Origin of the sequence: Gracilibacillus sp. D59 (assembly GCF_052246695.1) — a bacterium.
GTDB lineage: Bacteria > Bacillota > Bacilli > Bacillales > Amphibacillaceae > Gracilibacillus.
In genome coordinates, this window is record NZ_JBQQCK010000010.1 from 1 (window position 1) to 25,228 (window position 25,228).

Below are 25,228 nucleotides of genomic sequence, written 5' to 3' on the forward strand. Positions count from 1 at the left end.
CTTGAGCTTCCTTCCGATTCCACGTCACCGTGGACACCGTTGCTTTTGGCTATGTGCTTACCGCTACTAGGTCGCACTCAGGACTTTCACCCGTTAGAGTTCGCCCATGCCGGGCGAACAAAAAAAAGCAGTCGCTCAAGCAACTGCTACATTTCATTTAATTTTGTTGTATATAAGTGGAAGTCTTCTGGATTTTTATCATCTAAAGCTCGATCAATTAGTCTTAATAAATTACTTCTCTCTAACTCCATAATCACATGGTCGATATTATCATTTTTTTCATCGGTTTCCGACATGATCATATATGGGCTTAGTATCGTGGATATATGTTGTTGAAAGTCTTTTACTTTTATCAGATCTGCTAATGTTATCCGATTATATTTTTTCCCTTTCTGGAAAACAAAAACATCATTTTTATTTTCAATGTGTTGTGTATCACGATTGATTCGGATTTCTCGAGCTTCGAGCGGGACAAAATGATACACTTCGTCATCCATTAATAGTGAAAAATATTGATATGCAAGTACCACCCGAATGTATTTGCCTTCTTCTTTTACGTAATATGGTTTTAACATTTTAACGGAAAGCAAGTTCAACACCTCCTCAAAAATTCACAACAAACTCTTCTGACTGAGATATATTCTTATTTTACATCATATGCAAGAAATAAGAAAGCGTTTACAAACAATTTATAAAAGAATTTTTTGGTATGTCAAAGATTTCCTCCCATCTGGTAGAATTCAACATGGAAAGCTTAAGCATTCTACGTTATACTATGCATAGAATCCTTGAAGGAGAATGTCTCTAATGAAATTGTCAAAGTTACGGTATCGTTTTTTTGGTCGACGGATAATCAAAACCGCGTTGGCCGTCTTTATTACCTCTCTATTATGCGAATGGATTGGTTGGCCGCCAGTATTCGCTGTGATTACGGCGATTGTCACCATCGAGCCCACTGTTGCCGATTCTATAAAAAAAGGAATTGTTCGTTTCCCAGCATCAGCGATTGGTTCAGCTTATGCCGTTTTATTTATTTTCTTTTTTGGGGACTCGCCCATTACATATACACTATCGGCATTATTAACCATTATAACGTGCTATCGGTTAGGTCTTCATTCAGGTCTTCTTGTAGCAACATTAACTTCTGTTGCGATGATTGAAGTAATCCATACAAATTTATTTGTCTCGTTCATTATTCGGCTCGGAACAACTACTGTGGGACTGCTAGTATCGACATTAGTCAACATGTTTATTTTACCGCCTAATTATACGAAAAAAATAATGACAAATATCAATGATTTATTGAAACAGACGGCGGAAGAATTAGAGATTATCTTGAAGCAATTAGTTGGCAAAGGCCAATTAGCTAACCAAAAGACAGAGATAGACAGGCGTTTTCTCACCTTAAAAAATACGTTGGATCAAACTGATAAATTGTTGCACTTTCAAGCAGATGAATCGAAATATCATCGATTGGACGAGCAAACAAAAAGTGTGTTTGACTATGAAAGAAAAAACCTGACAAGATTACGACTAATCCACTATCATATTGGAAATTTAATTAATACGCCAATCAAGCATGTCTGTTGGTCCAAACAGGAGTGCCAAGACCTTATGGAAATGGTGGAAACGTTAGTTGATTTTATGAAATACCCTGATCATTATAAAGCGAGTGCATACCGGCAACAGGTAAAAAAATTAATGAATCAATTCTGGGAAAGTAAAAAGCCAAATGACGATAAAAACCCTACCCTTTTTACACCAGAAGTAATTATTTTATATGAATTATTGTCTATTTATAATATTGTAGAAAAGATATTAATTAGTGAAAATGAAATAAACAAATGACAAAACTCCCAAAGTCGCTTGGGAGTTTTGTTATCTTTAAATCTTAAATTGTCTTACTAATCCATTGAGTTCTTCTGCGAGCTTTGCCAGTGCTTCTGAATTAGAAGATACTTCTTCCATCGAACTGCTTGCTTGTTGAGCAGACGCTGATGTTTGCTCGACACCAGCTGCTGACTCTTCTGAAATCGATGCAATTTCTTCAACAGATGAATTAATTTCTTCACTGCTAGTTGTCATTTCTGATAGGTTGGTTGTTACAGTTTGAATACTTGCAACCATATCTGTTACTGCAGTATTGATTTGCTCAAATGTCTCTCCCGTTTTTTCGATTTGTTCAGAACCTGCTTCTACTTCACCGTAACCTTCTTCTAATGATTGTGATACATTGGAGGATTCACTTTGAATGTTCGTAACAATTCCTGTGATATCTGTGACGGATTCTGCTACTTGTTCGGCTAGCTTCCGAACTTCATCTGCTACTACTGCAAAACCTTTTCCATGTTCTCCTGCACGAGCTGATTCAATCGCTGCGTTTAATGCTAATAGATTTGTTTGTTCTGCGATGTCTTTGATAACCCCTACTAGTTTTGTAATCTCTTGTGATTGATTGTCTAAACCACGAACTTTTTCTACCGCATCTTGTACAATAGAATGAATTCGACCCATTTGTGCAACTGAGGATTTCATCATTTCATGGCCATTTTCCGCCATAGTTAACACATTAGTTGATGCATCTTCAATTTTATTTCCGTTTTCATCAGCTTCATATACTTTTTGAGAGAAATCACTCATCTTAGATGCAACATCACCTGCATGATTCGCTTGGGTTTCGGCACCTGAGGCCAACTCCTGCATAGTCGAAGCTATCTGCCCAGTTCCGGACCTCACTTCATTTGCTGACTGATTTAATTCCTCACTTTGAGCACTTACTGTATCAGAAACGGTTGATACTTGTTGAATAATATTTCTTAAATTCTCACTCATTTTATTTATGGAATTAGAAAGTTGGCCAATTTCATCATTTCCCTGGTAATCTATACTATCGACTAATAAATTTCCATCAGCAATATGGTTACTAACATTTACTACTTTATTTAGATTTTGTGAAACAATACGATTAACGATAATAAGTAATATGATACTTATAATGATAGATACCGCAATCGCTATAATAAGTGCAGTAATAGCCATTGTTTGGCTTTTTTCCGCAGATTTAACAGCTTCCAACCTATCTGCTTCCACTAATTCTTTTAATTTTTCTAAAGTCTTTACAGCTTCTGACTGGATATTTTGAGCCCTGTCTGCATGGTAAGAAGCCATTTCCATATCACCTTGTCCAACAAAACTAACTACTTCATTGAACTCAAGGTTAAACTCATCGTCTAATGCTTTTGTCAGTTCAATTAGCTTCTTTGCTTCTGTACTTTTCAATTCTCCAACTAAATCATCTTCTAGATTCAATACTAATTCTTTACGTTGATTAAATTCCTTTACTACTTCAGATGTTGGGTTTTCCATATATTGAAACACTCTAATACTTTTAGCTCTGATTAAGGACCCCATATCTGTAACTTTAACTGCTCTATCGCTTCTTCTCTCCATTGCATCAACTTCCGATTGAACATTTTGCAATAAGAAAAAAACAACTGTTGCAGAAATTATAAATAGCCCTAAAACAACACTTAGAATGATCCCATACTTTTTACCGATCTTAACATTTTTAAACCGTAAATTTTTTATTTTTAAAAATTTTAAAAAATTTTCCATTATCATCCCTCCATTGATGTATATTACTTGATGAGAATATAAATAAGTCAGAATCTTAGCACAAGATTATTTTAACATGACTATAAGCATAATACTATAGTATCATAGTAGTACTTATGTCCTTATTTTTCTTCTGGAATCTTCCACACAATATAAAATTAGGCAATTAAAAAACTCCCAAGCTATTGGGAGTTTTTTTATCTTTAAATCTTAAATTGTCTCACTAATCCATTCAGTTCTTCTGCGAGTTTTGCCAGTGCTTCTGAATTAGAAGATACTTCCTCCATCGAACTGCTTGCTTGTTGAGCAGATGCTGATGTTTGCTCGACACCAGCAGCTGACTCTTCCGAAATCGATGCAATTTCTTCAACTGATGAATTAATTTCTTCACTGCTAGTTGTCATTTCTGATAGGTTGGTTGTTACAGTTTGAATACTTGCAACCATATCTGTTACTGCATTATTGATTTGCTCAAATGTCTCTCCCGTTTTTTCAATTTGTTCAGAACCTGCTTCTACTTCACCGTAACCTTCTTCTAATGATTGTGATACATTGGAGGATTCACTTTGAATGTTCGTAACAATTCCTGTGATATCCGTGACGGATTCTGCTACTTGTTCGGCTAGCTTCCGAACTTCATCTGCTACGACTGCAAAACCTTTGCCGTGTTCTCCTGCACGAGCTGATTCAATCGCTGCGTTTAATGCTAATAGATTTGTTTGTTCTGCGATGTCTTTGATGACAGCAACCAGCTTAGATATTTCTTTTGTTTGTCCATCTAATCCTTGAACCTTTTCAACTGCATCTTTTACAATCGTATGGACACGTCCCATTTGTGTTACAGAGGATGCCATCATTTCACGACCATCTTTTGTCATCGCTAAAACATTGCTAGATGCTGATTCAATCTTGCCACCATTTTCGTTTGCTTCCAGTACTTTTTGGGAAAAGTCACTCATCTTGGAAGCAACATCACCTGCATGGGTTGCTTGCGTTTCGGTTCCATTTGCTAGTTCTCCCATTGTAGTAGCAATCTGCTCGGTTCCAGATTTTACTTCAAGTGCTGAATTATTTAGTTGTTCACTTTGAGCGCTCACCGTATTGGAAACATCTGCAACTCTCTCAATAATTTTACGCAAGCTGGCACTCATTGTATTCATTGCTTTTGCTAATTGGCCTATTTCATCCTTACTTTTATATTCTATATTTTCGACAAGTAAGTTACCATCTGCAATTTGGTTGCTGAAATCTACCACTTTATTCAAATTTTTCGATAGTTTACGATTAGTAAACGTAATAAGAATAACACTTACTATAAGCGAAACAGCAATCGAACCAACCAGTACACTAATTGCGAACATTTGACTTGACTTTGCATTTTGTGCAGCAAGTATTCGCTGTTCATTTACCACTGTTTTCAACTGTTCTAATGCTTGGACAGCTTCTCCAGCTATTTGATTTGCATCTTGGGCTGTAGAAGAAGCAATCTCTACTTCATCCTGTCTCATATATCCAATTACTTCGTTAAACTTTCGATTCAATTGATCATCCAACTCGCTAATTTGTTGAAATAAAGCAATTTCTTTTTCAGTATTCATTCTAGGTTCTAATTGTTCTTTCAATGCTTCAAATTCCTCTTTACGAGAACTATATGCCTCATCTATTTCAGTAGAGGAGTTATCAATATATTGAAAAATATTAATACTTTTAGCGCGAAGAAGAGATCCCATTTCAGTTACATATACAGATCGATCCCCTCTTCTTTCCATCGCTTCAATTTCAGATTGGACATTCTGCAAAAAGTACCAGACAACACCTGTTGAGATTAAAAATAGTGCTAGAACAATCGATAAAATAATGCCATATTTTGACCCAACTTTAACATCTTTAAAATTGGACCATTTCCATTTTCTCAAAAAAGTCTTCACGTGCATTCCCTCGTTTCTCAGCTAGTATAAAATAAATAAGAACAATATCAACATGAGTCTATCTTATCACGAAAACGTATACATTTCTATTACTTTTTGTAGGTCTTTTACACTCTTTGTTATTCCAAAAGTCCCATCACATTGTAAGTTTTCAGTTATGAAACTGCCTGCGTAGGAGTTTTTATTTTCTTGTATGAAAGAACTTCGTTACAATATAAGTACAAGTTTATGAAAAGAAAGAAGGTTGCTGAAGATGCGTCTTCAATCTATTTCGGAAAATGCCATTATGATGACATTACCATACTCTCCAGATTTAACCCCTTATTTAATAGCATTCAAGCGATACTTGGACAATCATGCACTCATTTTAGAAACAGTAATTGGATATAGAACCATAACCATATATTTCGATCCATTACAAGTTCATCACCAAGAGATAATTGAAATAGTTACTGTTGCAAGCAAACATCAACAGCCAGATCAAGTGGATAGTACTTTACATCATATCCCTGTCTGTTATGACAAAATGTTTGGCTTGGATATAGAAAATGTAATGAAGGAACACCAGTTATCATTACAAAAAGTCATAGAATTACATACTACCCCAATATACAATGTCTCATTTTTAGGGTTTTCCCCTGGGTTTCCTTTTTTGACAGGGATGGATCAGGGACTTGCAACACCGAGGAAAGACAATCCTAGATTAGAAGTACCAAAAGGATCCGTTGGTATTGCGGGTAGCCAAACAGGGATTTATCCTAGTACTTCTCCTGGCGGATGGCAGATCATTGGGCGTACACCAGTCAATCTATTACCATTAAATGAAGAGAAGCCAACGTTATTTACAGCAGGAGACCAGATTAAATTTTATCCGATCAACAAAATAGAATTTCAACAGCTTCAGAAAGAGGAGCGTATAAAAAATGGCAATTGAAATAATAGAAGAAGGATTACATACTACCATCCAAGATCAAGGACGTTTAAGTTATCAATCTTATGGGTTTCCGGTCAGTGGACCGATGGATGAATTTGCCGCCAAGATAGCGAACATACTTGTTGATAATGATCCCAATGAAGCAGTAATAGAGATGAGCTTTATTGGTCCAACTATTAAATTTCATCAACAAGCGATTATTTCGATAACCGGTGGAAATATGTCCGCTAATTTAAATGAACAGCCAGTTCCACTTGCCCAACCTCTTCAAGTTAAAAAGAACGATATTTTGCAGTTTCGTACTGTGAAAACAGGTGGATTTGGATATATCGCAATTAAAGGTGGACTTGATATACGAAAAGTTCTCGGAAGTCGCAGTACAGTGGTAAGAGCGGATATAGAAGGATTGTTAGATAGAAAACTTTCAGTCGGGGACATTCTTCCTTTTTCCCATTCGTATTATACGGATAATCAGCTCAACTGGGGAATCGCTCCTTCTCTTTTTAGATATATTGAACAGCCAGTAACAACAATACGATATATGGAAGGAGCCCAGTATGACTGGTTTGATAACGACAGTTTTGAACATACGACATGGGTTGCTTCCACCCAGTCAAACCGAATGGGATACCGCTTGGAAGGAACGCCTATTACCAAAAGCAAAGAAGAACAGCTTTTAACGGAGGCAACTACTTTCGGTTCGATTCAAGTACCACCGAACGGACAACCAATCATTTTAATGGCAGATGGTCAACCAACTGGAGGTTATCCTAAAATCGGTCAGGTTGCACGAGTGGATTTGAGTAAAATAAGCCAATTAAGACCTGGTCAACCTTTTCGATTCAAAAAAATAACCGTCAAAGATGCAATCAACCTTTTAGCTAACAGAGATCAATTACTTCGGACTATTCATCGGTTTGTCCAGGAAAAATGGGGAGGAATTAAACTGTGGCAAGAATAACCTTGAATTGTGATTTAGGGGAAAGTTTTGGTACATACCGAATCGGCAATGATGAAGCGATCATTCCGCTCGTTGATGCGGTGAATATTGCTTGCGGCTTTCATGCCGGCGATCCTCATACGATGAATAAAACGGTACAGTTAGCCAAAAAATATCAGGTTAACATTGGTGCACACCCTGGTTTTCAGGACTTACAAGGTTTCGGTCGAAGAAATATCAATATATCTCCGGAAGAAGCCTATGATCTCGTTGTTTACCAGCTAGGTGCTTTACGCGGATTTGTGACAGTACATGGTGTGCAATTAGCTCATGTGAAACCACATGGTGCATTATACAATATGGCATGTAAAAAACGCGCGCTTGCTGATGCCATTGCACAAGCGGTTTATGATGTCGATCCGAATTTAACTCTAGTCGGACTTGCTAATAGCGAGTTAACTAATGCTGGAGAGGAAAAAGGATTACGAGTAGCCAATGAAGTTTTTGCTGATAGAACTTATCAACCAGACGGCAGCTTAACACCTAGAAGTGAACCAAATGCAGTTATTCGTGATATAGAACAAGCTATGAAACAAGTTAATGAAATCGTCACAAAAGGAAAAGTCACTACAATTAATGGAGACAACATCAATATCAAAGCAGATACTATTTGTGTGCATGGCGATTCAATAGAAGCATTACATTTTGTGCAGAGAATCCGAGAAATAACTGGATAAGTAAATGGATCTGGACATTTTATGACATAATCTGGACACTAGTAAAAAAGAATAGACTGTCTCAATCGTCAGCAAACTGATTTTTGAGACAGTCTCTTTTTTATTCTAGTGAAAAAACTTCTGAAATAGGTTGCATTGAAGTATTACCGATTCCTTCACCGTGCCAGATCATTACCTTTACCATATGATCTTTGACATCATCAGGCAAATCAAGGGTGATCTCTGTTGATGCCTCTTCACCTGCTTTAATCGTGATTGGTTCTTCTTTCCATTCGACCATTTGCTTAGCTTGATTATAAAGCGTGATTATCGCAGTTACCGTTTCATCTGATTCCGATTGGTTTGCTATCACCAATTCGCTTGTTAGTGTTTCATTCGCTACAAGTTGATCGTGACTGAACTTTTGACTTACTTTAAAATTTGTTGCTTCTTTCACTTCTACGGTTGCGCTAACCTCCACGGTCGGACCGTTTACTAAACCATCCCCATTTGGAACACCAAAATCTGGTGTTCCGTCGTCCTTCCAATTCAATACTTTTACTCGAGTGTGACGGTTAGGGTCGTATAAGGGATCCCCTTCAATTTCTTGATAGGAACGGGCATGATATACTAAAATATCCGTTTCCCCGTCTTCTGCTACCGTAAAAGTACTGTGTCCTGGACCATATTGACCGGTTGCTTCATTACTTTCCATCACAGGTTCTGGTGATTTAGTCCAAGAGGACGGATCCATGATATCACTGTCTTCGTCTGCTGTTAACAGACCAATTTTATAATTATCATCTGTTGCACTTGCGGAATAAGAAACGAAAATTTTTCCATTGCGTTTAATTACGTCAGGCCCTTCATTTACCCAAAAACCAATTCGCTCCCATGCATAATCCGGTGTTGATAACAGCATCGGCTCTCCTTTTATCGTATAACCGTTTTCCATCTCTGCCATATATAAATTAGAGATATTGTTAACTTTTTGAGCCCAAATATAGTAATTATTACCATTATGCTCAAAAATTGTTGCATCTAATGAAAAGTCTGTGAATGAAAAAGTATCTTCCGGAGACTTTTGGATCATACCTTTCTCTACCCATTCACCTTCCAGCGGATCTGAACTCGTATTTTCCAACGCATATGGACGAATCCGCCAAACATTATCAGAAGCACCTGCTGCATAATGAATGTACCACTTGTTATCGACATAATGGATTTCTGGTGCCCAAATATGAGCCGCTTGATCTCCGGATTCATGGGCTTCCCAAATAACTTTCTCTTCTGCTGATGCTAAACCTTGAATAGTTTTAGCTTTTCTCATAATAATTCGATTGTATTCCGGTACAGATGCCGTAAAATAATAATTGCCATCTGTATGCTTATAAATGTTAGGGTCTGCCCGTTGTTCGATTAATGGATTTGTATAATGATATGTTGCTGCTTCTCCTTTTACGGTGAAGGACCCAGTTTCTCTATAGAGATTCGGATCTATGTCATTCCAATCAACCGCAATTTCATCTGACATGCCATTGGTATAATGGGCAGTAACGGTAGTTGGCATTTCAGGCTCTACTCCTACTTCTGTCTCGACATGCACTTCATCAACATAGTCCAACTCAGCTACATGAATTACCGCTTTTGCTGGAATGTCTGTGCCATAAACTTCACCATTCACGGTATAGGGTGATTGAGTTTCTGATAATGCGTCACTATTTATATTCTCCCAATCTACTTTTCGCGTGCCAGTACTACCATCAAAATAGGTCACTTCTACCTTCTCCGGTAATGATGGCGGATGATGAGGAGGGGTAATCACACTGATCTCATCTACCGTTTCGATATTATCTGCCAAGACGTTTGCTTCAAATGATTTTGTTTGACTACTGTCTCCTCTTGCAAAGGTTGCGGTTAACGTGACGACTGTGTCTTGTTGATCTTGTCCAGGTCTTGACACTTCACCTGAAGCGTTAATAATCTCTGAATGGCTCGATTCCCATGTGATTTCTACACCATTTCCAGTTGAACTTGGTAATTCAATATCAGTAATTACTTCTGACAAATCTCCTAATTCAAACGTGGCAGCAGCTCTTTCAACTGCTTCCTGATCTGTTAATGATTCATTGATCACTTGTTGCAGATCATTTTCGCTTAAACCATCATTATAAATACGGAAATCTGCAACTTGACCGTCTAAACCTTTCCCTTCCACTTGTTCATGTGCCATTGCATGAAAACCAATAAACCGATTTGCATTTACTTCGATATCTCTGGCATCCATATCTATGTCTACAGTACCTTGAGAAACTCCATTAATATAATGCGTCATTTGCTGATTTTTGATAACTGTTGCAACATGTGCCCATTTATTTTCCGCAATCGGTTCGGTTGTTAGTTGATAAAAAGATTGACCTGGTCGAAATAATTCAAGCATGCCTTCATCCGTACCTGCTTGTTTTAAAGCAAAGTTTATTGCATTACCTTGATCCCAGTTTCCTAAGGCGTACAAAGATGCCCAATCTTTCGCTGTATCTACTTTGACCCAACTACTAATTGTAATATTGGCAGTACCTTCAAAAAGATCAGTAGGCATTTGAACATAATCGCGATCTCCATCTAAGTCAACCGCACCACCTTTATCTGAATCGATTAAGGCTGCATCATTAACAAGTGTTGCATGTTGTTCATTGCCTGAAATATCGAATACATTATCGCTTTGTGTCTCATCAAAGCTATACCATGATATGAAATCAGCCGCTACATCTGATGTCACATACACCTTAGCCATTGCAATTTCTTCTGTATTTTCAATCGTGCCTTCGACTGTAAAATGAACGCCTGCCCTTTCTAATTGTTCTGCCGGTATTTCTCCCCATTCAACAGATACTTGCTCTGCTTCATTATCGGCGTATGTTACCTGAATTTGTTCAGGTAATTCCGGTTGTGAACCTTCATGTGTGTAAAGGATAACAGGTTCTATTTCTTTTATTGTTCGGTCTTCCACCACCGTAATATTCGCAATTGCTTTCATAGTTGTTCCTGCAACAGTACCTTCCACTGTTACTTCACCTGGAGTCTGAAAGTCGTCTGGGTTTATTTCATCCCATGTAACAGTCACGCTCTCTGTCAATCCATTTGGGTAATGGACAGTTACTTGATCAGGTAATACCGGAAGAGAACCTGCACTTATATTAATATTTACAGCCTCAATTTCCGATATATCGAAATTAAAATCAGCTAATGTACGTAATTCTGTTAATGACAAAGCCCGATCATACATACGAAAATCAGAAATTAGCCCTTCCAGCCCTTTACCTTCGCCTTGTTCATGAGGCATAGCATGATATCCAATAAAACGATTTTCTGCTACATGAATGTCTCCTGCATCCAAATCAATTTCAACTGATCCTTGATGTATGCCATTAATATAATGATGTAGTTCCTGATCCTGAATCATGGTTGCAACATGAACCCATTCCCCTTCAGCAACAGATCCTGTCTCAACAGCTGGAAATGGCCATGGTCCAAACAATTCGAGTGCTCCATTTTCAGAATCAGCTGTTTTTGCGGCATAGTTAATCGCATAATCATTATTCTCTTCATCAAAGTTACCTAAGGAGTAAAGCGTTGCCCAATCTTTATGATTGTCAATCTTCACCCAAGTACTTATCGTCATGTCCTCTAAGCCATCAAAAAGGTTAGTTGGTAATAATGCATAGTCCTGATCACCATCTAATGATAGGGCACCACCTTTCTCATCTTCAACAAGTGTGGCATCATTGATTAACTCACCATCATGGCCGTTCCCACTCTTATCTTCTATGACATTTCCTGATTCGTTTTCAAAATCATAATGTAATAACAGTCCATCCTCCAACTGCATCTCTTCCGCTATCACATTGGATAGATCTGTCATTGGGAAGGGACTGACAACCAAAGTAATAATCATCAGCAAAATGGTGATTCTTTTCAAGCCTTGTTTCATCTCGCTTCCTCCTTTCTTTTTCTGACAACAAGTATGGCAATAAGTCCTATTATGATAAGGAGCCCACCAAGCAACATCAAATTAAATAGATTGGTTGCTGTATCTGGTAAGTCTTGATTCCCTTGTTTTTTGCTATCATTTTTTTGTTCTGGACCAGATGATGAATCGTGATCACTAGATGAAGTAGACTCGTTATGATCTTTGTCTTTTTCTTTTTGCTTATCTTTCTCCTCTTTATCCCGATCTTTATCTGCTGAATTTTGTTTTTTTATCGTAAAGGTAGTTTCATAGGGATCATTTTCATTTGCACCTAAAAACACGTGATAATCTCCAGTTAACTCACTTTTCAACATAAAGTTAAAGCTGAATTCTCCGGCATCATTGGACGAAACCTGATCTAGATAATCCACTTCACCATTTGGATTTTCTACTTTTAATGTTACGTTTTTACCTGCTGTCTCTCCAAGTGTTCCGGTTATCTGAACGTTTTTGGTTTCAGAACTGGCAGAGGCAATGACATCCTCTAGCGAAGCAGGAGTATTGTCGATCGGCTTGACTTCTACATCAATCGTAGCCTGATAGTTACCGTCTAGCGTCGATAATGTAATAGTTGTCATACCTTCTTGTTTTCCTTTAATTGTTAGCTTCGTTTCATCTGTTTGATTTTGATAATCAGTTGTTACGTCAATAATATCTTCATTTTTAACAAATACCTCTAGTTCTTTTCTTAATGCTTCTTCTGGCAAAACGGTTGCAGAAACGGTTGCAGTAGAGTTCTCTAACATAGCCAGCGCATCCTCGGAAACGCTTACCTCTTTTGCATCTGCATTGCTTAACCGAAACGTGGCATTTCCCTCATTCTCTAAACTATTTTTCGTTACTAGTTGTAACGTGTTATCACTTGCCCTGGAAAGATACAATGAATCATGAAATGTTTCATAGGAACTCCAAGATTCATCTGCTAATCCTGGAACCTCCTTGAAAGTGGCTTGTTCTTCAAAACTAGCTGTACCATCATGTTTGGCTAAGCTTAGAGAAGAACCATCCCTGACAAGATAAAAACCTGGATTATTTTCAGATTGAAAGGAAAGGAAACCTTTATCATCACTGGCTAATCCATCAACGATATGCCATTTAAAATCATAGGTATCTCCTTCGAGCGGATCGACTCTTAAACTATTATTTAAATGACGGATATAGCTTGATTTTTTATACGACTCTATAGCAAAACTGTCATGCGTAATACCAGAAGCAGTAGGGGTTACTTTTCTTATTTTCCCATCAAGTGTAAAGTGTAATTTTTCAATCGCAACGGACCTTCTGTAGTCACCACCAGTAGGTAATGCTGCGTTATGGTAAACCATATATGTTTCCCCTTCGAATTCTAATACAGCTGGATGACTAGTCCCTGTAAAAGGTAATTCATCCATCAATTTACCACCGTATTCCCAAGGACCTTCTGGACTATCACTTGTCGCATAAGCCAATTCTTCAGGGAAATTCATCGCAAAAAGTAAATAGTAAATGCCGTCTTGTTTATGAAGCCATGGTGCTTCGGTAAATGTGCCTGGCATATTTTGAATGTCAAAACGATGGATATTACCATCCAATTCAATCATATTATCTTTTAATTTGGCATAATATACATGCGTATTCCCCCAGTAAAGATAAGCTTGACCATCGTCATCAATGAAAACTGTTGGATCAATATCATCCCAGGACCAAGCACCCATATTACCAGGGTTTTCTGTATCGGTACTCTTTACTAATGGAGCACCTATAGCGTCTTCCCAACCTGTAACAGGATGATCCGATACCGCAACTCCAATAGACATTCCAGGTGCTGAACTATCTTTATTTTCAACAGTTGTATACCAATAAAATTTTCCATCCTTCTCTATAGTTTGAGAAGCCCAGGCGGTATCATTTATTGCCCAATCAAAAATGCCACGGGGCACCCTTCCTTCTAATTCCCAATTTGCTAAATCATCAGATGAATAGATACTCCACTCTTTAAGTACATAGTCATTGCCACTTGTTTCTGCTTGATCATGTCCGGTATAAAGATACACTTTTCCTTCATGTGTAATTGCTGCTGGATCAGCTGAAAATTCATCTTTAATGATAGGATTATCTGCGTGTACGTATGTTGTCGTAACAAAGCTGGTGAATGACAGTAAAAATAATAAAACTACTATTTTTTTAAACATATTTCTTCTCCCTCCTTTTTTTGTGTGTACCAAAAAACAATCAATTGTAAAGAAAAAGATAGAACAATTAAGCCTTTATCTGCTACATGATCCACCTATGATAGTTTTATACGATTGGAAAACTCCTTCCCTTGAAGATAACATTTTTAATTGTTTCCTTGCTTTTTCTCACTTCTCAATACAATGACACGTTGTAACACAATAAATAACAACAACAATACTCCGATTGCAATTTTGGTCCACCACGAGCTAAGAGTCCCTTCAAAAACGATAATAGTTTGAATAATACCTAGAATCAACACACCAACTACGCTTCCTGCTACATAACCTGCACCCCCGGTTAAAAGAGTGCCACCAATGACAACTGCTGCAATTGTATCTAGCTCCATCCCATTCGCATGTAAGCCATAACCAGATAGCATATAAAAAGTGAAAATCAGACCTGCTAACGATGCACAGAAACCACTTAATGTATAGATTAGTATTTTCGTCCTTCCAACTGGTAAGCCCATCAACATTGCTGATTGTTCGCTTCCACCTATTGCGTAAACCGTCCTGCCAAAATTGGTGAAGTGAGCAATAAATATCGCAATAACGACAACAATTAAAGCAATAACCACACTTACGGAGATAAAATTATCTCCTGGTAATGAAATTTGTGTACTTGCCATATAACTGAAAAAAGGATGATCAATTGCAATCGTTTCGATGCTAATCACATAGCTAAGTCCTCGAGCTAAAAACATTCCAGCTAATGTCACAATAAAGGGTTGTAAATTGTAAAAATGAATCAAAGAACCTTGAATAACACCTAACACAGTACCTACTAACAAACTGATGGGTACGACAATCCACGGTGATAATTGTGCTTCCATTGTTAAGCTTGCAGCAACCATACTTGTCAGAGCAATAACTGAACCAACCGATAAGTCAATTCCTCCAGATAAAATAACAAATGTCATTCCTATCGCTATTACAATAAGAAATGCGTTATCAATAAATAGATTGAGAAATACTTGAGTGGAGAAAAAACCAGTGTATCGAAGTGATCCAAAGCTAAACATGAGAACAAATAAAGAAATGGTCGCAAGTAAAGGAAGTTGTTTATAATCTAGTGATAATCGATTAATCATGATAATGGCACACCCTCCCTTTCTTTTTGTTCCCCTGTCCGTTTTACCTTACCAAAACCAAATACTTTTTGGCGGAATTCCGGAGATTGTAATAAACAAACAAGCAATACTACTATCGCCTTCACTACTAAATTCGTTTCCGCAGGGACACCAATGGAATATATGGTAGTTGTTAAGCTTTGGATAATTAATGCTCCAATAACAGTCCCCATTAAATAAAATCGACCACCCATTAAGGAGGTACCACCAATAACAACTGCTAAAATAGCATCTAATTCAAACCATAATCCAGCATTGTTTCCATCTGCACTCATCACATTGGAGGATAAAATCAAGCCTCCAACTCCAGCACAAAATCCGGAAAACATATATACCATCAGCATAATATTTTTTGAATTTATCCCGGATAATCGACTTGCATCAGGGTTTGAGCCAACTGATTCTATAAAAAGCCCAAGTGCTGTTTTTCTCGTTATTAAGACCGCAATCAGAAAAACAAATGCCACGATAAAAACGGAAAATGGTAATGCTAATAAATAGCCACCACCAATAAAAGAATAGGGGTCATAATATACCGTTGTGATTTGCCCACCTGTAATTAACTGGGCTATCCCTCTCCCGGCAACCATTAAAATTAATGTCGCCACAATCGGTTGTACACCTATTCTTGACACAAGTAATCCATTCCAGCTACCAACCAATGTACAAATTAACAATGATAGCCCAACCGCCATAAAAAAAGGACCTAGTCCTGTACCATCCGCACTTGTAACTGTCATGGCACCAATCGCACTAGACATTGCAATCACAGAACCTACACTTAAATCAATCCCCTTCGTAGCAATCACAAGTGTCATACCGATCGAAATCAACATTAAAGGTGCTCCACGGTTAAGAATATCTATAAGACTTCCTGTTAAACGGCCATTTCGCACTTCTATGGAAAAGAAGCTACTATCAAAAAATAAATTGATTATCAAAATAAGTAATAATACGATAATTGGCCAAAATAGTCTTGATTTCAACATAGATTTGAACATTTTACATTCCCCCGGCCATTTCTTTCATTACGTCTTGTTGTGTTAACGCTTTATCATTATCAAACTCTTTCACTTTCTTTCTATCTCGAAGTACTGCTATTCGGTCACAGGTCCGCAATATTTCCTCTATTTCAGATGAAATAAATAATATCGATTTATTTTCTTTACTTAGTTGTGTCATTAATTTCATAATTTCTGTTTTTGCACCAATATCAATACCACGTGTTGGCTCATCCAGAATTAACAAATCAGGATTTGTCACCAGCCACCTTGCAAGCATTACCTTTTGCTGGTTACCACCACTAAGGTTTTTGATTAATTGCTCTGGATTAGCTGGGTTTATATTTAATAATTCAATATATTCGTCAGCAATTTTCATTTGTTTTGCTCTTGATAAATAACGAAACCAGCCATTAACACTTTGGATGGCTAGAATCATATTTTCTCTTACCGTTAAGTCCGGGATTATCCCTTCAGTTTTTCGGTTTTCTGAACAAAAGCCAATGTTATTTAAAATCGCACTTCTTGGTGAAGAAAAGTGGACTTCTTTACCGTTTACTTTCATTATTCCTTTATCAGCTTTATCTGCTCCAAATAAAACACGAGCCATCTCTGTTCGTCCTGAACCTAGTAATCCCGCAAGCCCTACGATTTCGCCTTTACGCATTTCTAGGTCAAAAGGATCAATTTTTCCCTTTAATTCAATCTCGTCAGCTTTTAGAAAAGATGCTGGAATTTCTGTTTGATTCACTGAACTTTTGGATGTGATAGCTCCCATTTCCTGCAACTCTTTCCCAATCATTTTCGAAACAAGCTCCATACGGTCGATTTCCTTTGTTTTATATTCGCCAACCCATTCACCATTTCGCAATACAGTTAGGCGATCGGTAATCTCATAGATTTGATCTAAAAAGTGACTGACAAACACTATTGCGAGCCCTTCTTCTTTCAACTGCCTCATTACTGTAAAAAGCTGCTGTACTTCGTCACGATCCAAACTAGATGTCGGCTCGTCTAGAATTAATATTTTGGCCGATACATTAAGAGCACGGGCGATTGCAACCATTTGTTGAATAGCTACCGAATAGGCGGATAATTGTTTCGTTACATCAATCCTAAGCTGTAATTTTTCTAATAATTTTTCTGCACGCTGATGCATTTCTTTCCAAGCCAATCTGCCGTATTTTTTAATTTCTCGACCGATAAAAACATTCTCGGTTACAGAAAGATTGGAACATAGATTCACTTCCTGGTACACAGTACTTATCCCATGTTTCTGTGCTTTTAGCGGACTATTAATATCAACAAGCTTTCCTTCAAGTGTTACGGTCCCTTGATCAATCGAATAAACACCTGTTAATACTTTAATTAATGTTGATTTTCCCGCACCATTTTCACCCATTAAGGCATGAACTTCCCCTGGAAAGAGCGAAAGGTGCACATTGGAAAGAGCTTTAACACCTGGAAACTCTTTCACGATATTTTCCATTACTAATCTTGGTTGTTGTTTAGGCAAGTTGTTTACCTCCTTCTTACAAATCAGTTAGCCTAAAGCAAGTCGGTATTACTTTAGGCTACTTCATTGCTTTATCTCTATTTCTTAATATTCACGAGTTGGTAAGAGCTCTTCCGCTTGATCCATTGTGTACATGCTTTCTTCTACTGCGATACGTTTATCTAATTCTTCACCAGCAAAATGCTGTTCAATTAAATCTACTAATTGAGGACCAAACAATGGATTACATTCAATCGTTACGTTCATTTTGCCATCAGCCATGGCTTCGAAAGCACCTTTTACAGCGTCTACACCAATAATCGTAATATCTTCTGCCGGTTTTAAACCATATTCTTCAATTGCTTGAATGGCACCAATCGCCATATCATCGTTATGTGCATATAGCACATCAATGTTGTCCCCCTCTGATTTCAGGAATGCCTCCATCACTTCTTTACCTTTCGCTCTTGTAAAATCACCTGTTTGTGATTTGATAATTTCAAATTTATCTTCTTGACTAATAATTTCCTCAAAACCTTGTTTACGGTCAATGGCTGGTGCTGAACCTACTGTCCCTTGTAGTTCAACGATATTGATAGGTCCCTCTTCATCTGCCATTTCTTCCACTAACCAGTTTCCTGCTTTACGTCCTTCCTCTACGAAATCAGAGCCTAGAAACGTAACCCATAAAGAATCATCTTCAACATCGACAGCTCGGTCTGCTAGAAACACTGGAATACCAGCGTCTTTTGCCTCTTGAAGTACTGTTTCAAATCCAGTTTCAACTACTGGAGAAAAAACGATTGCATCTACCTTTTGGGTAATAAAAGAACGAATTGCTTTAATCTGGTTTTCTTGTTTTTGCTGCGCATCAGAGAATTTTAACTCGTGACCAGCATCTTTAATTGCATCTTGAATCGACTTTGTATTGGCAGTACGCCATTCACTCTCTGCGCCTACTTGTGAAAAACCGATCACTAATTTTTCACCAGCTTGCCCATCACTTTCTTCTTCCTCTGAATCACCTTCTGTCTCTTCTGCATCATTTTCTTCCTCTGTCTGTTCTGTGTTGTCACCTGCTCCCTCTTGATTACTTCCACTTTCGTCTGCAGAACCACAGGCTGCTAACAGTAATAAAAGAGCGAATAGTAATATTAATAACCCCTTAGCTTCTAAAAATTTCTTCATGTTCGTATAACCTCCCCTTTATTTTCACCAATAAATGTTGGTATAGCTTTATTTTAGAACGCTTCCATCTTAGATGTAATAGAAAATTTTTTGAAAAAAATTAAATATTTATAAAATTCTTATTTTTTAGTTCAATTTTTTTACTAAAATTGTATTATTTTTTAAAATACGTACAATAGACTATAGAAACTTGTTCTAATAAGTTAAAATATATGAAAGGTTCTTTTAGAATTTAATAAACAACGAGCGTATCTTCTACATATAATCCATCAGTTAGGAGTAGATTTAAAATGAATGCGTTTTCAAAATTTCGTAAATTATCGATTCGCTCAAAATTTCTTATTTTATTTGTTTTACTTTTTATATGGTTTGGTCTTATACAGCTTGTACAGCTTTTTTATTTTATTAGTTATATCAAGCAATACAACGAAATGACGGAAACCATCCATTTGACTAATTCGATTCATGGTCAGTTAAGAGATCAGTTAGAAGAAGAAATTCGAGATATAGTTTATGGCAAAGTATATTTTGAAGATGGCAGACAGTATCAAATTTTAAACCAAATGGAGGATCATCTAAATACTGTCGCAAGTAAAGAAATGGCACAACCTTTTACAAACGAAATAGAAGAGGTAAGAACCATTCTAGAAACAACAACCGAATATGTTGACCGGCTTGGTCATCAAATTAAATTTAATGTACCAGCTGAAGAAAAATATACGACGCAAGAATATATTGGTATAGCCTCTGGATTAATTAATGAACATGTCCAGACATTACTCCAAAAAAACTTGCAAGAAAGTGAAAGACAAAAAGAAGCGATAAAAGAAAAAATCAATCGTGATATCGGTACAAGTATTACAGTCTACATATTATTACTAGTAATTACATTCTTGATTATCTGGGTCGTATCAAAATACATGTTAAAACCGATCTATTCCTTACAAAACCATGCAAAAGAAATTGCAAAAGGAAATTTAAATGTCTTGATTAACCCGGTAACTGCAACCAATGAAATCGATGATCTATATAACGGTTTTCATTTAATGACCAATTATTTGAAGCATATTATTAGCCAAGTACATCATACAAGTAATGAAATCATTCACACCTCTCGACAAATTCATCAAAGTACAGAAGAAAATTTGGCTGCTGGTGAACAAATGACATCTACTAGCCAATTCATTACCCACGACTTGCAACAACAACACTTACAATTGCAACAGTTGCAACGAGAAAATGAAAGGTTATTGCAGAAACAAATAAGCTTTCAAAAACAATTAATTAATCTTCCAGATGAGCACCATCTCATCCATGAACATACTTCTATTACAATCACCATGATCAGTCAACTACAAAAAAATATGGAGGAATTTAAAACACAAATCACGAAATGCTTTACAAATATGGAAGTGATCGGGGCACTAGGCGAAGAACAACTGACTACGATTGAGGAAATTGCGGAAAACTCTGATAAGCAACTTGCCTATTTAGATCAACTACAGGAGCAATTAAGACAATTTACGATTTAACTGCAAATCTGAAGGATGATATGCCATGCAATGGAATGGGTTCAAATGGTTAGACAAAAGCTTACGTATTAAAATGCTCGTTATGTTTGTTTTATTAACAGTCTTCCCACTAGTTTTAATCGGATTCATATCTTATATGAAATCTTCTAATATTGTTTCAGAGCGAGCTTACAGCTTGGCACAAATTAAAACGAGCCAAATAACTCGAGAAATTGATGTCCTTTTTCAAGACATTCATCGCTTTAATGAGATAGGGAAACAGCAGAGTACCGTTCAATTCCTGTTACACCAAGGAGAAACCTATGAAGAAGCGAAAGAAATTCTCAGTTTGTTTGATTTTTATCAAAAAAGTTATTTATCAGGTGAGGATATTTTTGACATTGAAATCATGAATTTAGAGGGTAAAACAATCAGCAATACGAGAGGCGTTTATCAACGGAACGACATTGAAACAGAGGAATGGCTAGCCGAAGATCCAACACAAACAAAAATGGAAATAATTTATCGAAATGGTTTCCCTACACTAGTGATGACCGATGCTATTGTTTGGGATATAACCGATTCTGTGATCGGCATGTTGAAAATAACGATTGATGCTTCTGCGATCACCTCTGTGCTAGATGATGTCCATTTAACGGAGAGCAGTTCCTTTTTTATTACATCGACCGATCGTGATATCTTTTTTCAACAAAAACAACATAATACTGCAGACCAAGTTTATTTCGATTTGGAACGCATTTCTGAAAAAGAGCAGGGCTATTACACGAATGATGGCATATTTTATGTATATGAAACATCGAAAATGACAGATTGGAAAGTCATCGGTCAGGCGCCAATCCGTGAAATTATGAAGGATAGCAATGAAATTCGTAGCTTAATCTTTTTAACAGTTATCAGCAGTATTATTTTTACCATCGGACTGTATATGTTTATTTCAAATAAGTTAATATTTCCGATCCAAATATTAAAAACAAAAATGACACAAGCTGCCGAGGGTAACCTAAAAGCAAAAGTAAATCCAGTTGGAGAAGATGAAATTGCTACCTTAGGCCATAGTTTCAACCAAATGATTTCAAAAATAAAATCGCTTCTAGACCAAAGTATTGAAGAACAAAAAAAATTAAAAGCAGCAGAATTTCGTACCATGCAGGCACAAATTAATCCACATTTTTTATATAACACTCTAGATACTATCGTCTGGTTAGCTGAAGCTAAAGAACATGAATCTGTTATCGAAATAACAAAAGCATTATCACAATACAGTAGAATCTCTCTCAATAAAGGCAAAGACTGGATCACAATTGCAGATGAAATGTCCCATATCGATAGTTATTTATATATTCAACAAACCAGATATGAAGACATTTTAGATGTAACGATTGATGTAGATGAGGACCTTTATCGTTATCATATTTTAAAGCTATTATTACAACCTATTGTGGAGAATGCCATTTATCATGGCATTAAAAATAAACGGGGCAAGGGATTTTTACGGATAAATGGAGCATTCGAAGATGATGATAAGATTCGTTTTGAAGTTATCGATAATGGCATTGGAATGGATGAAGTGCGATTACAAAAGTTGCGAAATCACTTAATCTCTGGCGAAGTAGTTCCAGATTCCAAAAATGGATTTGGACTTATTAACGTACAACAACGAATACAGTTATATTACGGCAAAAAGTATGGATTAACGATAAATAGCTGGAAAGGCTCTGGTACAAGAATAACGATTACAATTCCAAAAAGGGGCGAATAAAGTTGAAAAAAGTATTTTTAGTTGATGATGAAGCTGTAATTAGACGGGGGATTGCACAAAAAATTGATTGGGAAAACGAGGGATTTATCTATTGTGGTGATGCATCTGATGGAGAAATGGCCTTACCATTAATTGAAAAACACCAACCAGATATTGTGATTACGGATATTAAAATGCCTTTCATGGATGGGTTAACATTATCAAAAATAGTCAAAGAAAAAATGCCACATGTTAAAATCATTATTTTAAGTGGTCATGATGAGTTTGAGTATGCTAGGCAAGCAATACGAATACAAGTAGAAGAGTATTGTCTAAAACCTGTCAGCAGTCAGGATCTAATAACTATTTTGCGAAAAGTAAAAACAGAAATGGAGAATAATAGAACACTTTTTACTAATATCGAAACAAAGGAAGAGCTATATGAGCAGCTTTGCAAAGGCTCCTTATCAACAGAAGAAATTATTCATCAAGCCAAAAATCTGCAAGTTGATTTAATGGCTAGTTATTACACGGTCCTTGTAATTGAAAAAAGTGAGGAAATGATCAAACAAACATTATCTAGCTATCAACCTTTACTCTTTGTAAAAGAAACCAAATGGGTCCTCATTTTAAAACATGATTTAGAGCATATGCTACTAAAGCAATTAAAAGAGATAAAACATTTTTTAACATCACATCATCAACCGCTATTATTCGGGTTGGGTTCCATCGAAACAAGAACTGAACATATTACGATAGCTTATGAAAATGCAGTAGAAGCTTTTAGTTACAGTCGTGCGATACAATCTTATACCTTTTTGCAAGCTCATCAAGATGTGCATCGAGAATTAATGCAGTCCTTTGACAGAAGAAAACTCATTCATTTTTTAAAATTCGGGCAACTCCATCAACTTGATACATTTATTCAATCCTATGCTAGTTTTATTCACCAAAAACAGGATCTATCCAATGTATTTCTCTATTATTTTTTGCTAGATTTTACAATTACAATCCGACATCATCTTGACGAATCCAATCAGTTTGACAACGATTGTAAAGAAATGATCAAACCATTAGAGAATAAGATCCACCAAGTTCGAACGAAGGAAGAAATGATCCACTTCATGAAAGAAATATTACATCCTTTATTAGTTCATCATGATCACCATTCCAGTAAATATGGAAAGGTGATAAAACAAGTGAAACAAGTAATTACTACACGATATCATGAACCTGGTCTGTCACTGCAGGAGATTGCGAAGAATGTTAATATTAGTGCTTCCTATCTTAGTAATATTTTTAGTAAAGAGATGGACCAGACGATTACAGAATATTTAACCAAGACAAGAATGGACCATGCGAAAGAATTGTTACAAACAACAAACAACAAAACATATGAAATTGCATATAAGGTGGGCTTTAATGATTCCCATTACTTTTGTCATATATTCAAAAAAGTAACAGGCATGACGACCAAGGAATACAAAAATCAACTAGCTAAAACTCTTTCAACAACTAGTATCACTTAAAATGAGGGATAGACATGCGAAAGTGGATTTTTATTTTAATCGGAATTAGCATTTGCAGTAGTATTTTCATTTTATTTTCTGGAACAAACCGGCCTGTGATACAAGAGGAACTGACACAGGAGGAGGAACAAATATCCTCAAATTATACATTTGCAATTATTTATCCGGTCGCACATCCTTTTTTCGAAAAGGTAACAGAAACAGCTCGTGAACACGCCTCTAATATAGGTATTAACATTATTATCGATGCACCGAAAATCGCTTCAGCTGAAGACCAGGCGAAAATTCTACAAGCATATATCGAACAAGAGGTTGATGGAATTGCAATAGGTGCAACAGATCCGAAAACGATAACTCCTATTATCAATAAAGCAGTAGGACGTGGAATACCTATTGTTTGTTTTGATACGGATGCACCAAAAAGTAATCGTTATGCCTATATAGGAACGGATAATTATTTAGCAGGCCTGCATTTAGGCGAAACAGTAGCTAAGCATTTAGAGTATAAAGGTGAATTAATTGTAAGTAGCGGATTACCAACAATGGAAAATTTGCGTCTTCGAATAGAAGGGCTGAAAGCTGTCATCGATCGATACCCTGATTTATCAATAAAAACCATTGCCTACAGTAACGGAACAGCCCCTGATACACTGACAAATATTGAAAAAATGGTAGATACTCATCCTAATTTCGATGGTTTTGTTGGCATTGATTCGCTGGCTGGTCCTGCTGCCATTACGGTATGGAAAGCTCACGGTTTTGATAAAACAGCTGTTACGTTTGATGATTTACCCATTATTTTGGAAGGAGTGAAGAATGGACAAATTACAAGCACTATTTCACAAAACCAAGGAAAATGGGGAGAACTCATCGTCAAACGATTATCTGAATTAATCAATGGCAAGACAGTTAATGAAAAAGAATATACCGAAACGATAGAGATTAATAGCATTCAAAAGTGATTTTATTATATATACAGAGGCTGTGACATAAGTGTTTTAAAATTAGAAATCCAAACGATTAATCGAATAGTATTCGATATCGTTTGGATTATTGGATGTCATTGCCATCATCAATTTTTTCATGCTAAAGGTGTAGAACATCCATATAGCGAAGGTCGTTCGCTTTCAACTCCTATGGGATGATTTTCTCCAAAGTTAGCTTAGGAGAAATCCCGTGAAAAGGGGAGCGGACAACCGGATCGCTTGCTCAGCACCAAACATCATATCAAAATGACCG

Annotated in this window: 17 protein-coding genes; 8 read left to right on the forward strand and 9 right to left on the reverse strand. The window is 36.7% G+C overall.

The annotated features are described in order from the left end of the window. Window positions 1-146: 146 nt before the first annotated feature. Entirely contained in the window at window positions 147-599 is a 453-nt protein-coding gene (locus ACTWP4_RS16035) for an IDEAL domain-containing protein (RefSeq protein ID WP_443129796.1), read from the reverse strand. Between the two features lie 208 nt (window positions 600-807). Between ACTWP4_RS16035 and ACTWP4_RS16040 the strand changes: the two genes are divergently transcribed. Beyond that, window positions 808-1,848, forward strand: coding sequence for an FUSC family protein (locus ACTWP4_RS16040; protein WP_443129797.1), 1,041 nt, complete (start codon window positions 808-810; stop codon window positions 1,846-1,848). Window positions 1,849-1,884: 36 nt separating this feature from the next. On the opposite strand, the gene ACTWP4_RS16045 is transcribed toward ACTWP4_RS16040, so the two are convergent. After that, entirely contained in the window at window positions 1,885-3,615 is a 1,731-nt protein-coding gene (locus ACTWP4_RS16045) for a methyl-accepting chemotaxis protein (protein WP_443129798.1), read from the reverse strand. A gap of 203 nt (window positions 3,616-3,818) precedes the next feature. After that, window positions 3,819-5,543 (reverse strand): methyl-accepting chemotaxis protein, encoded by a 1,725-nt coding sequence (locus tag ACTWP4_RS16050; protein ID WP_443129799.1) that lies wholly within the window; start codon window positions 5,541-5,543, stop codon window positions 3,819-3,821. Window positions 5,544-5,796: 253 nt separating this feature from the next. Between ACTWP4_RS16050 and pxpB the strand changes: the two genes are divergently transcribed. From pxpB to ACTWP4_RS16065, 3 genes are read left to right on the forward strand one after another with little or no spacing between them, the layout of a single operon-like run. Next, the gene (pxpB, locus tag ACTWP4_RS16055) at window positions 5,797-6,477 is read left to right on the forward strand and encodes a 5-oxoprolinase subunit PxpB (protein ID WP_443129800.1); all 681 of its coding nucleotides are present in this window, start codon (window positions 5,797-5,799) and stop codon (window positions 6,475-6,477) included. Beyond that, the gene (locus tag ACTWP4_RS16060; protein ID WP_443129801.1) at window positions 6,467-7,438 is read left to right on the forward strand and encodes a biotin-dependent carboxyltransferase family protein; all 972 of its coding nucleotides are present in this window, start codon (window positions 6,467-6,469) and stop codon (window positions 7,436-7,438) included. The genes pxpB and ACTWP4_RS16060 overlap by 11 nt, the downstream gene beginning before the upstream one ends. Further along, on the forward strand, window positions 7,426-8,154 hold the full coding sequence (locus ACTWP4_RS16065) for a 5-oxoprolinase subunit PxpA (RefSeq protein ID WP_443129802.1): 729 nt from the start codon (window positions 7,426-7,428) through the stop codon (window positions 8,152-8,154). Before ACTWP4_RS16060 ends, ACTWP4_RS16065 begins: the two co-directional genes overlap by 13 nt. Window positions 8,155-8,254: 100 nt before the next feature. Here the strand turns inward: ACTWP4_RS16065 and ACTWP4_RS16070 are convergent, their stop codons facing one another. The 6 genes from ACTWP4_RS16070 to ACTWP4_RS16095 form a co-directional block, all read right to left on the reverse strand. Then, complete coding sequence (locus ACTWP4_RS16070; RefSeq protein ID WP_443129803.1) at window positions 8,255-12,124, reverse strand: family 43 glycosylhydrolase; 3,870 nt, start codon at window positions 12,122-12,124, stop codon at window positions 8,255-8,257. Continuing rightward, a complete protein-coding gene (locus tag ACTWP4_RS16075) occupies window positions 12,121-14,334 on the reverse strand; it encodes a family 43 glycosylhydrolase (RefSeq protein WP_443129804.1) in 2,214 nt (737 codons plus the stop codon). The genes ACTWP4_RS16070 and ACTWP4_RS16075 overlap by 4 nt, the downstream gene beginning before the upstream one ends. Before the next feature lie 146 nt (window positions 14,335-14,480). Next, window positions 14,481-15,467, reverse strand: coding sequence for a galactofuranose ABC transporter, permease protein YjfF (gene yjfF / locus ACTWP4_RS16080; protein ID WP_443129805.1), 987 nt, complete (start codon window positions 15,465-15,467; stop codon window positions 14,481-14,483). Beyond that, window positions 15,464-16,507 carry an ABC transporter permease gene (locus tag ACTWP4_RS16085; RefSeq protein ID WP_443129806.1) on the reverse strand — a complete coding sequence of 348 codons (1,044 nt, stop codon included), beginning with the start codon at window positions 16,505-16,507 and terminating at the stop codon, window positions 15,464-15,466. The genes yjfF and ACTWP4_RS16085 overlap by 4 nt, the downstream gene beginning before the upstream one ends. Window position 16,508: 1 nt before the next feature. Further along, a complete protein-coding gene (locus ACTWP4_RS16090; protein WP_443129807.1) occupies window positions 16,509-18,023 on the reverse strand; it encodes a sugar ABC transporter ATP-binding protein in 1,515 nt (504 codons plus the stop codon). Between the two features lie 84 nt (window positions 18,024-18,107). Then, on the reverse strand, window positions 18,108-19,190 hold the full coding sequence (locus tag ACTWP4_RS16095) for an ABC transporter substrate-binding protein (RefSeq protein WP_443129808.1): 1,083 nt from the start codon (window positions 19,188-19,190) through the stop codon (window positions 18,108-18,110). 290 nt (window positions 19,191-19,480) lie between these two features. Between ACTWP4_RS16095 and ACTWP4_RS16100 the strand changes: the two genes are divergently transcribed. The 4 genes from ACTWP4_RS16100 to ACTWP4_RS16115 are packed head-to-tail and all read left to right on the forward strand — an operon-like array spanning window position 19,481 to window position 24,951. Next, entirely contained in the window at window positions 19,481-20,722 is a 1,242-nt protein-coding gene (locus tag ACTWP4_RS16100; RefSeq protein WP_443129809.1) for a HAMP domain-containing protein, read from the forward strand. 25 nt (window positions 20,723-20,747) lie between these two features. Then, window positions 20,748-22,481 (forward strand): sensor histidine kinase, encoded by a 1,734-nt coding sequence (locus tag ACTWP4_RS16105; protein WP_443129810.1) that lies wholly within the window; start codon window positions 20,748-20,750, stop codon window positions 22,479-22,481. A 2-nt stretch (window positions 22,482-22,483) separates the two neighbouring features. After that, the gene (locus tag ACTWP4_RS16110; RefSeq protein WP_443129811.1) at window positions 22,484-23,989 is read left to right on the forward strand and encodes a response regulator; all 1,506 of its coding nucleotides are present in this window, start codon (window positions 22,484-22,486) and stop codon (window positions 23,987-23,989) included. A 14-nt stretch (window positions 23,990-24,003) separates the two neighbouring features. Next, window positions 24,004-24,951, forward strand: coding sequence for a substrate-binding domain-containing protein (locus ACTWP4_RS16115; protein WP_443129812.1), 948 nt, complete (start codon window positions 24,004-24,006; stop codon window positions 24,949-24,951). The last annotated feature ends 277 nt before the right edge of the window (window positions 24,952-25,228 follow it).

Bases quoted from the DNA above. Each gene is read 5' to 3' on its own strand.
- ACTWP4_RS16115 (WP_443129812.1), top strand. From the start codon at position 24,004: ATGCGAAAGTGGATTTTTATTTTAATCGGAATTAGCATTTGCAGTAGT.
- ACTWP4_RS16045 (WP_443129798.1), bottom strand. From the start codon at position 3,615: ATGGAAAATTTTTTAAAATTTTTAAAAATAAAAAATTTACGGTTTAAA.
- ACTWP4_RS16070 (WP_443129803.1), bottom strand. From the start codon at position 12,124: ATGAAACAAGGCTTGAAAAGAATCACCATTTTGCTGATGATTATTACT.
- ACTWP4_RS16060 (WP_443129801.1), top strand. From the start codon at position 6,467: ATGGCAATTGAAATAATAGAAGAAGGATTACATACTACCATCCAAGAT.
- ACTWP4_RS16040 (WP_443129797.1), top strand. From the start codon at position 808: ATGAAATTGTCAAAGTTACGGTATCGTTTTTTTGGTCGACGGATAATC.
- ACTWP4_RS16105 (WP_443129810.1), top strand. From the start codon at position 20,748: ATGCAATGGAATGGGTTCAAATGGTTAGACAAAAGCTTACGTATTAAA.
- pxpB (WP_443129800.1), top strand. From the start codon at position 5,797: ATGCGTCTTCAATCTATTTCGGAAAATGCCATTATGATGACATTACCA.
- ACTWP4_RS16075 (WP_443129804.1), bottom strand. From the start codon at position 14,334: ATGTTTAAAAAAATAGTAGTTTTATTATTTTTACTGTCATTCACCAGC.
- ACTWP4_RS16100 (WP_443129809.1), top strand. From the start codon at position 19,481: ATGAATGCGTTTTCAAAATTTCGTAAATTATCGATTCGCTCAAAATTT.
- ACTWP4_RS16085 (WP_443129806.1), bottom strand. From the start codon at position 16,507: ATGTTCAAATCTATGTTGAAATCAAGACTATTTTGGCCAATTATCGTA.
- ACTWP4_RS16095 (WP_443129808.1), bottom strand. From the start codon at position 19,190: ATGAAGAAATTTTTAGAAGCTAAGGGGTTATTAATATTACTATTCGCT.
- yjfF (WP_443129805.1), bottom strand. From the start codon at position 15,467: ATGATTAATCGATTATCACTAGATTATAAACAACTTCCTTTACTTGCG.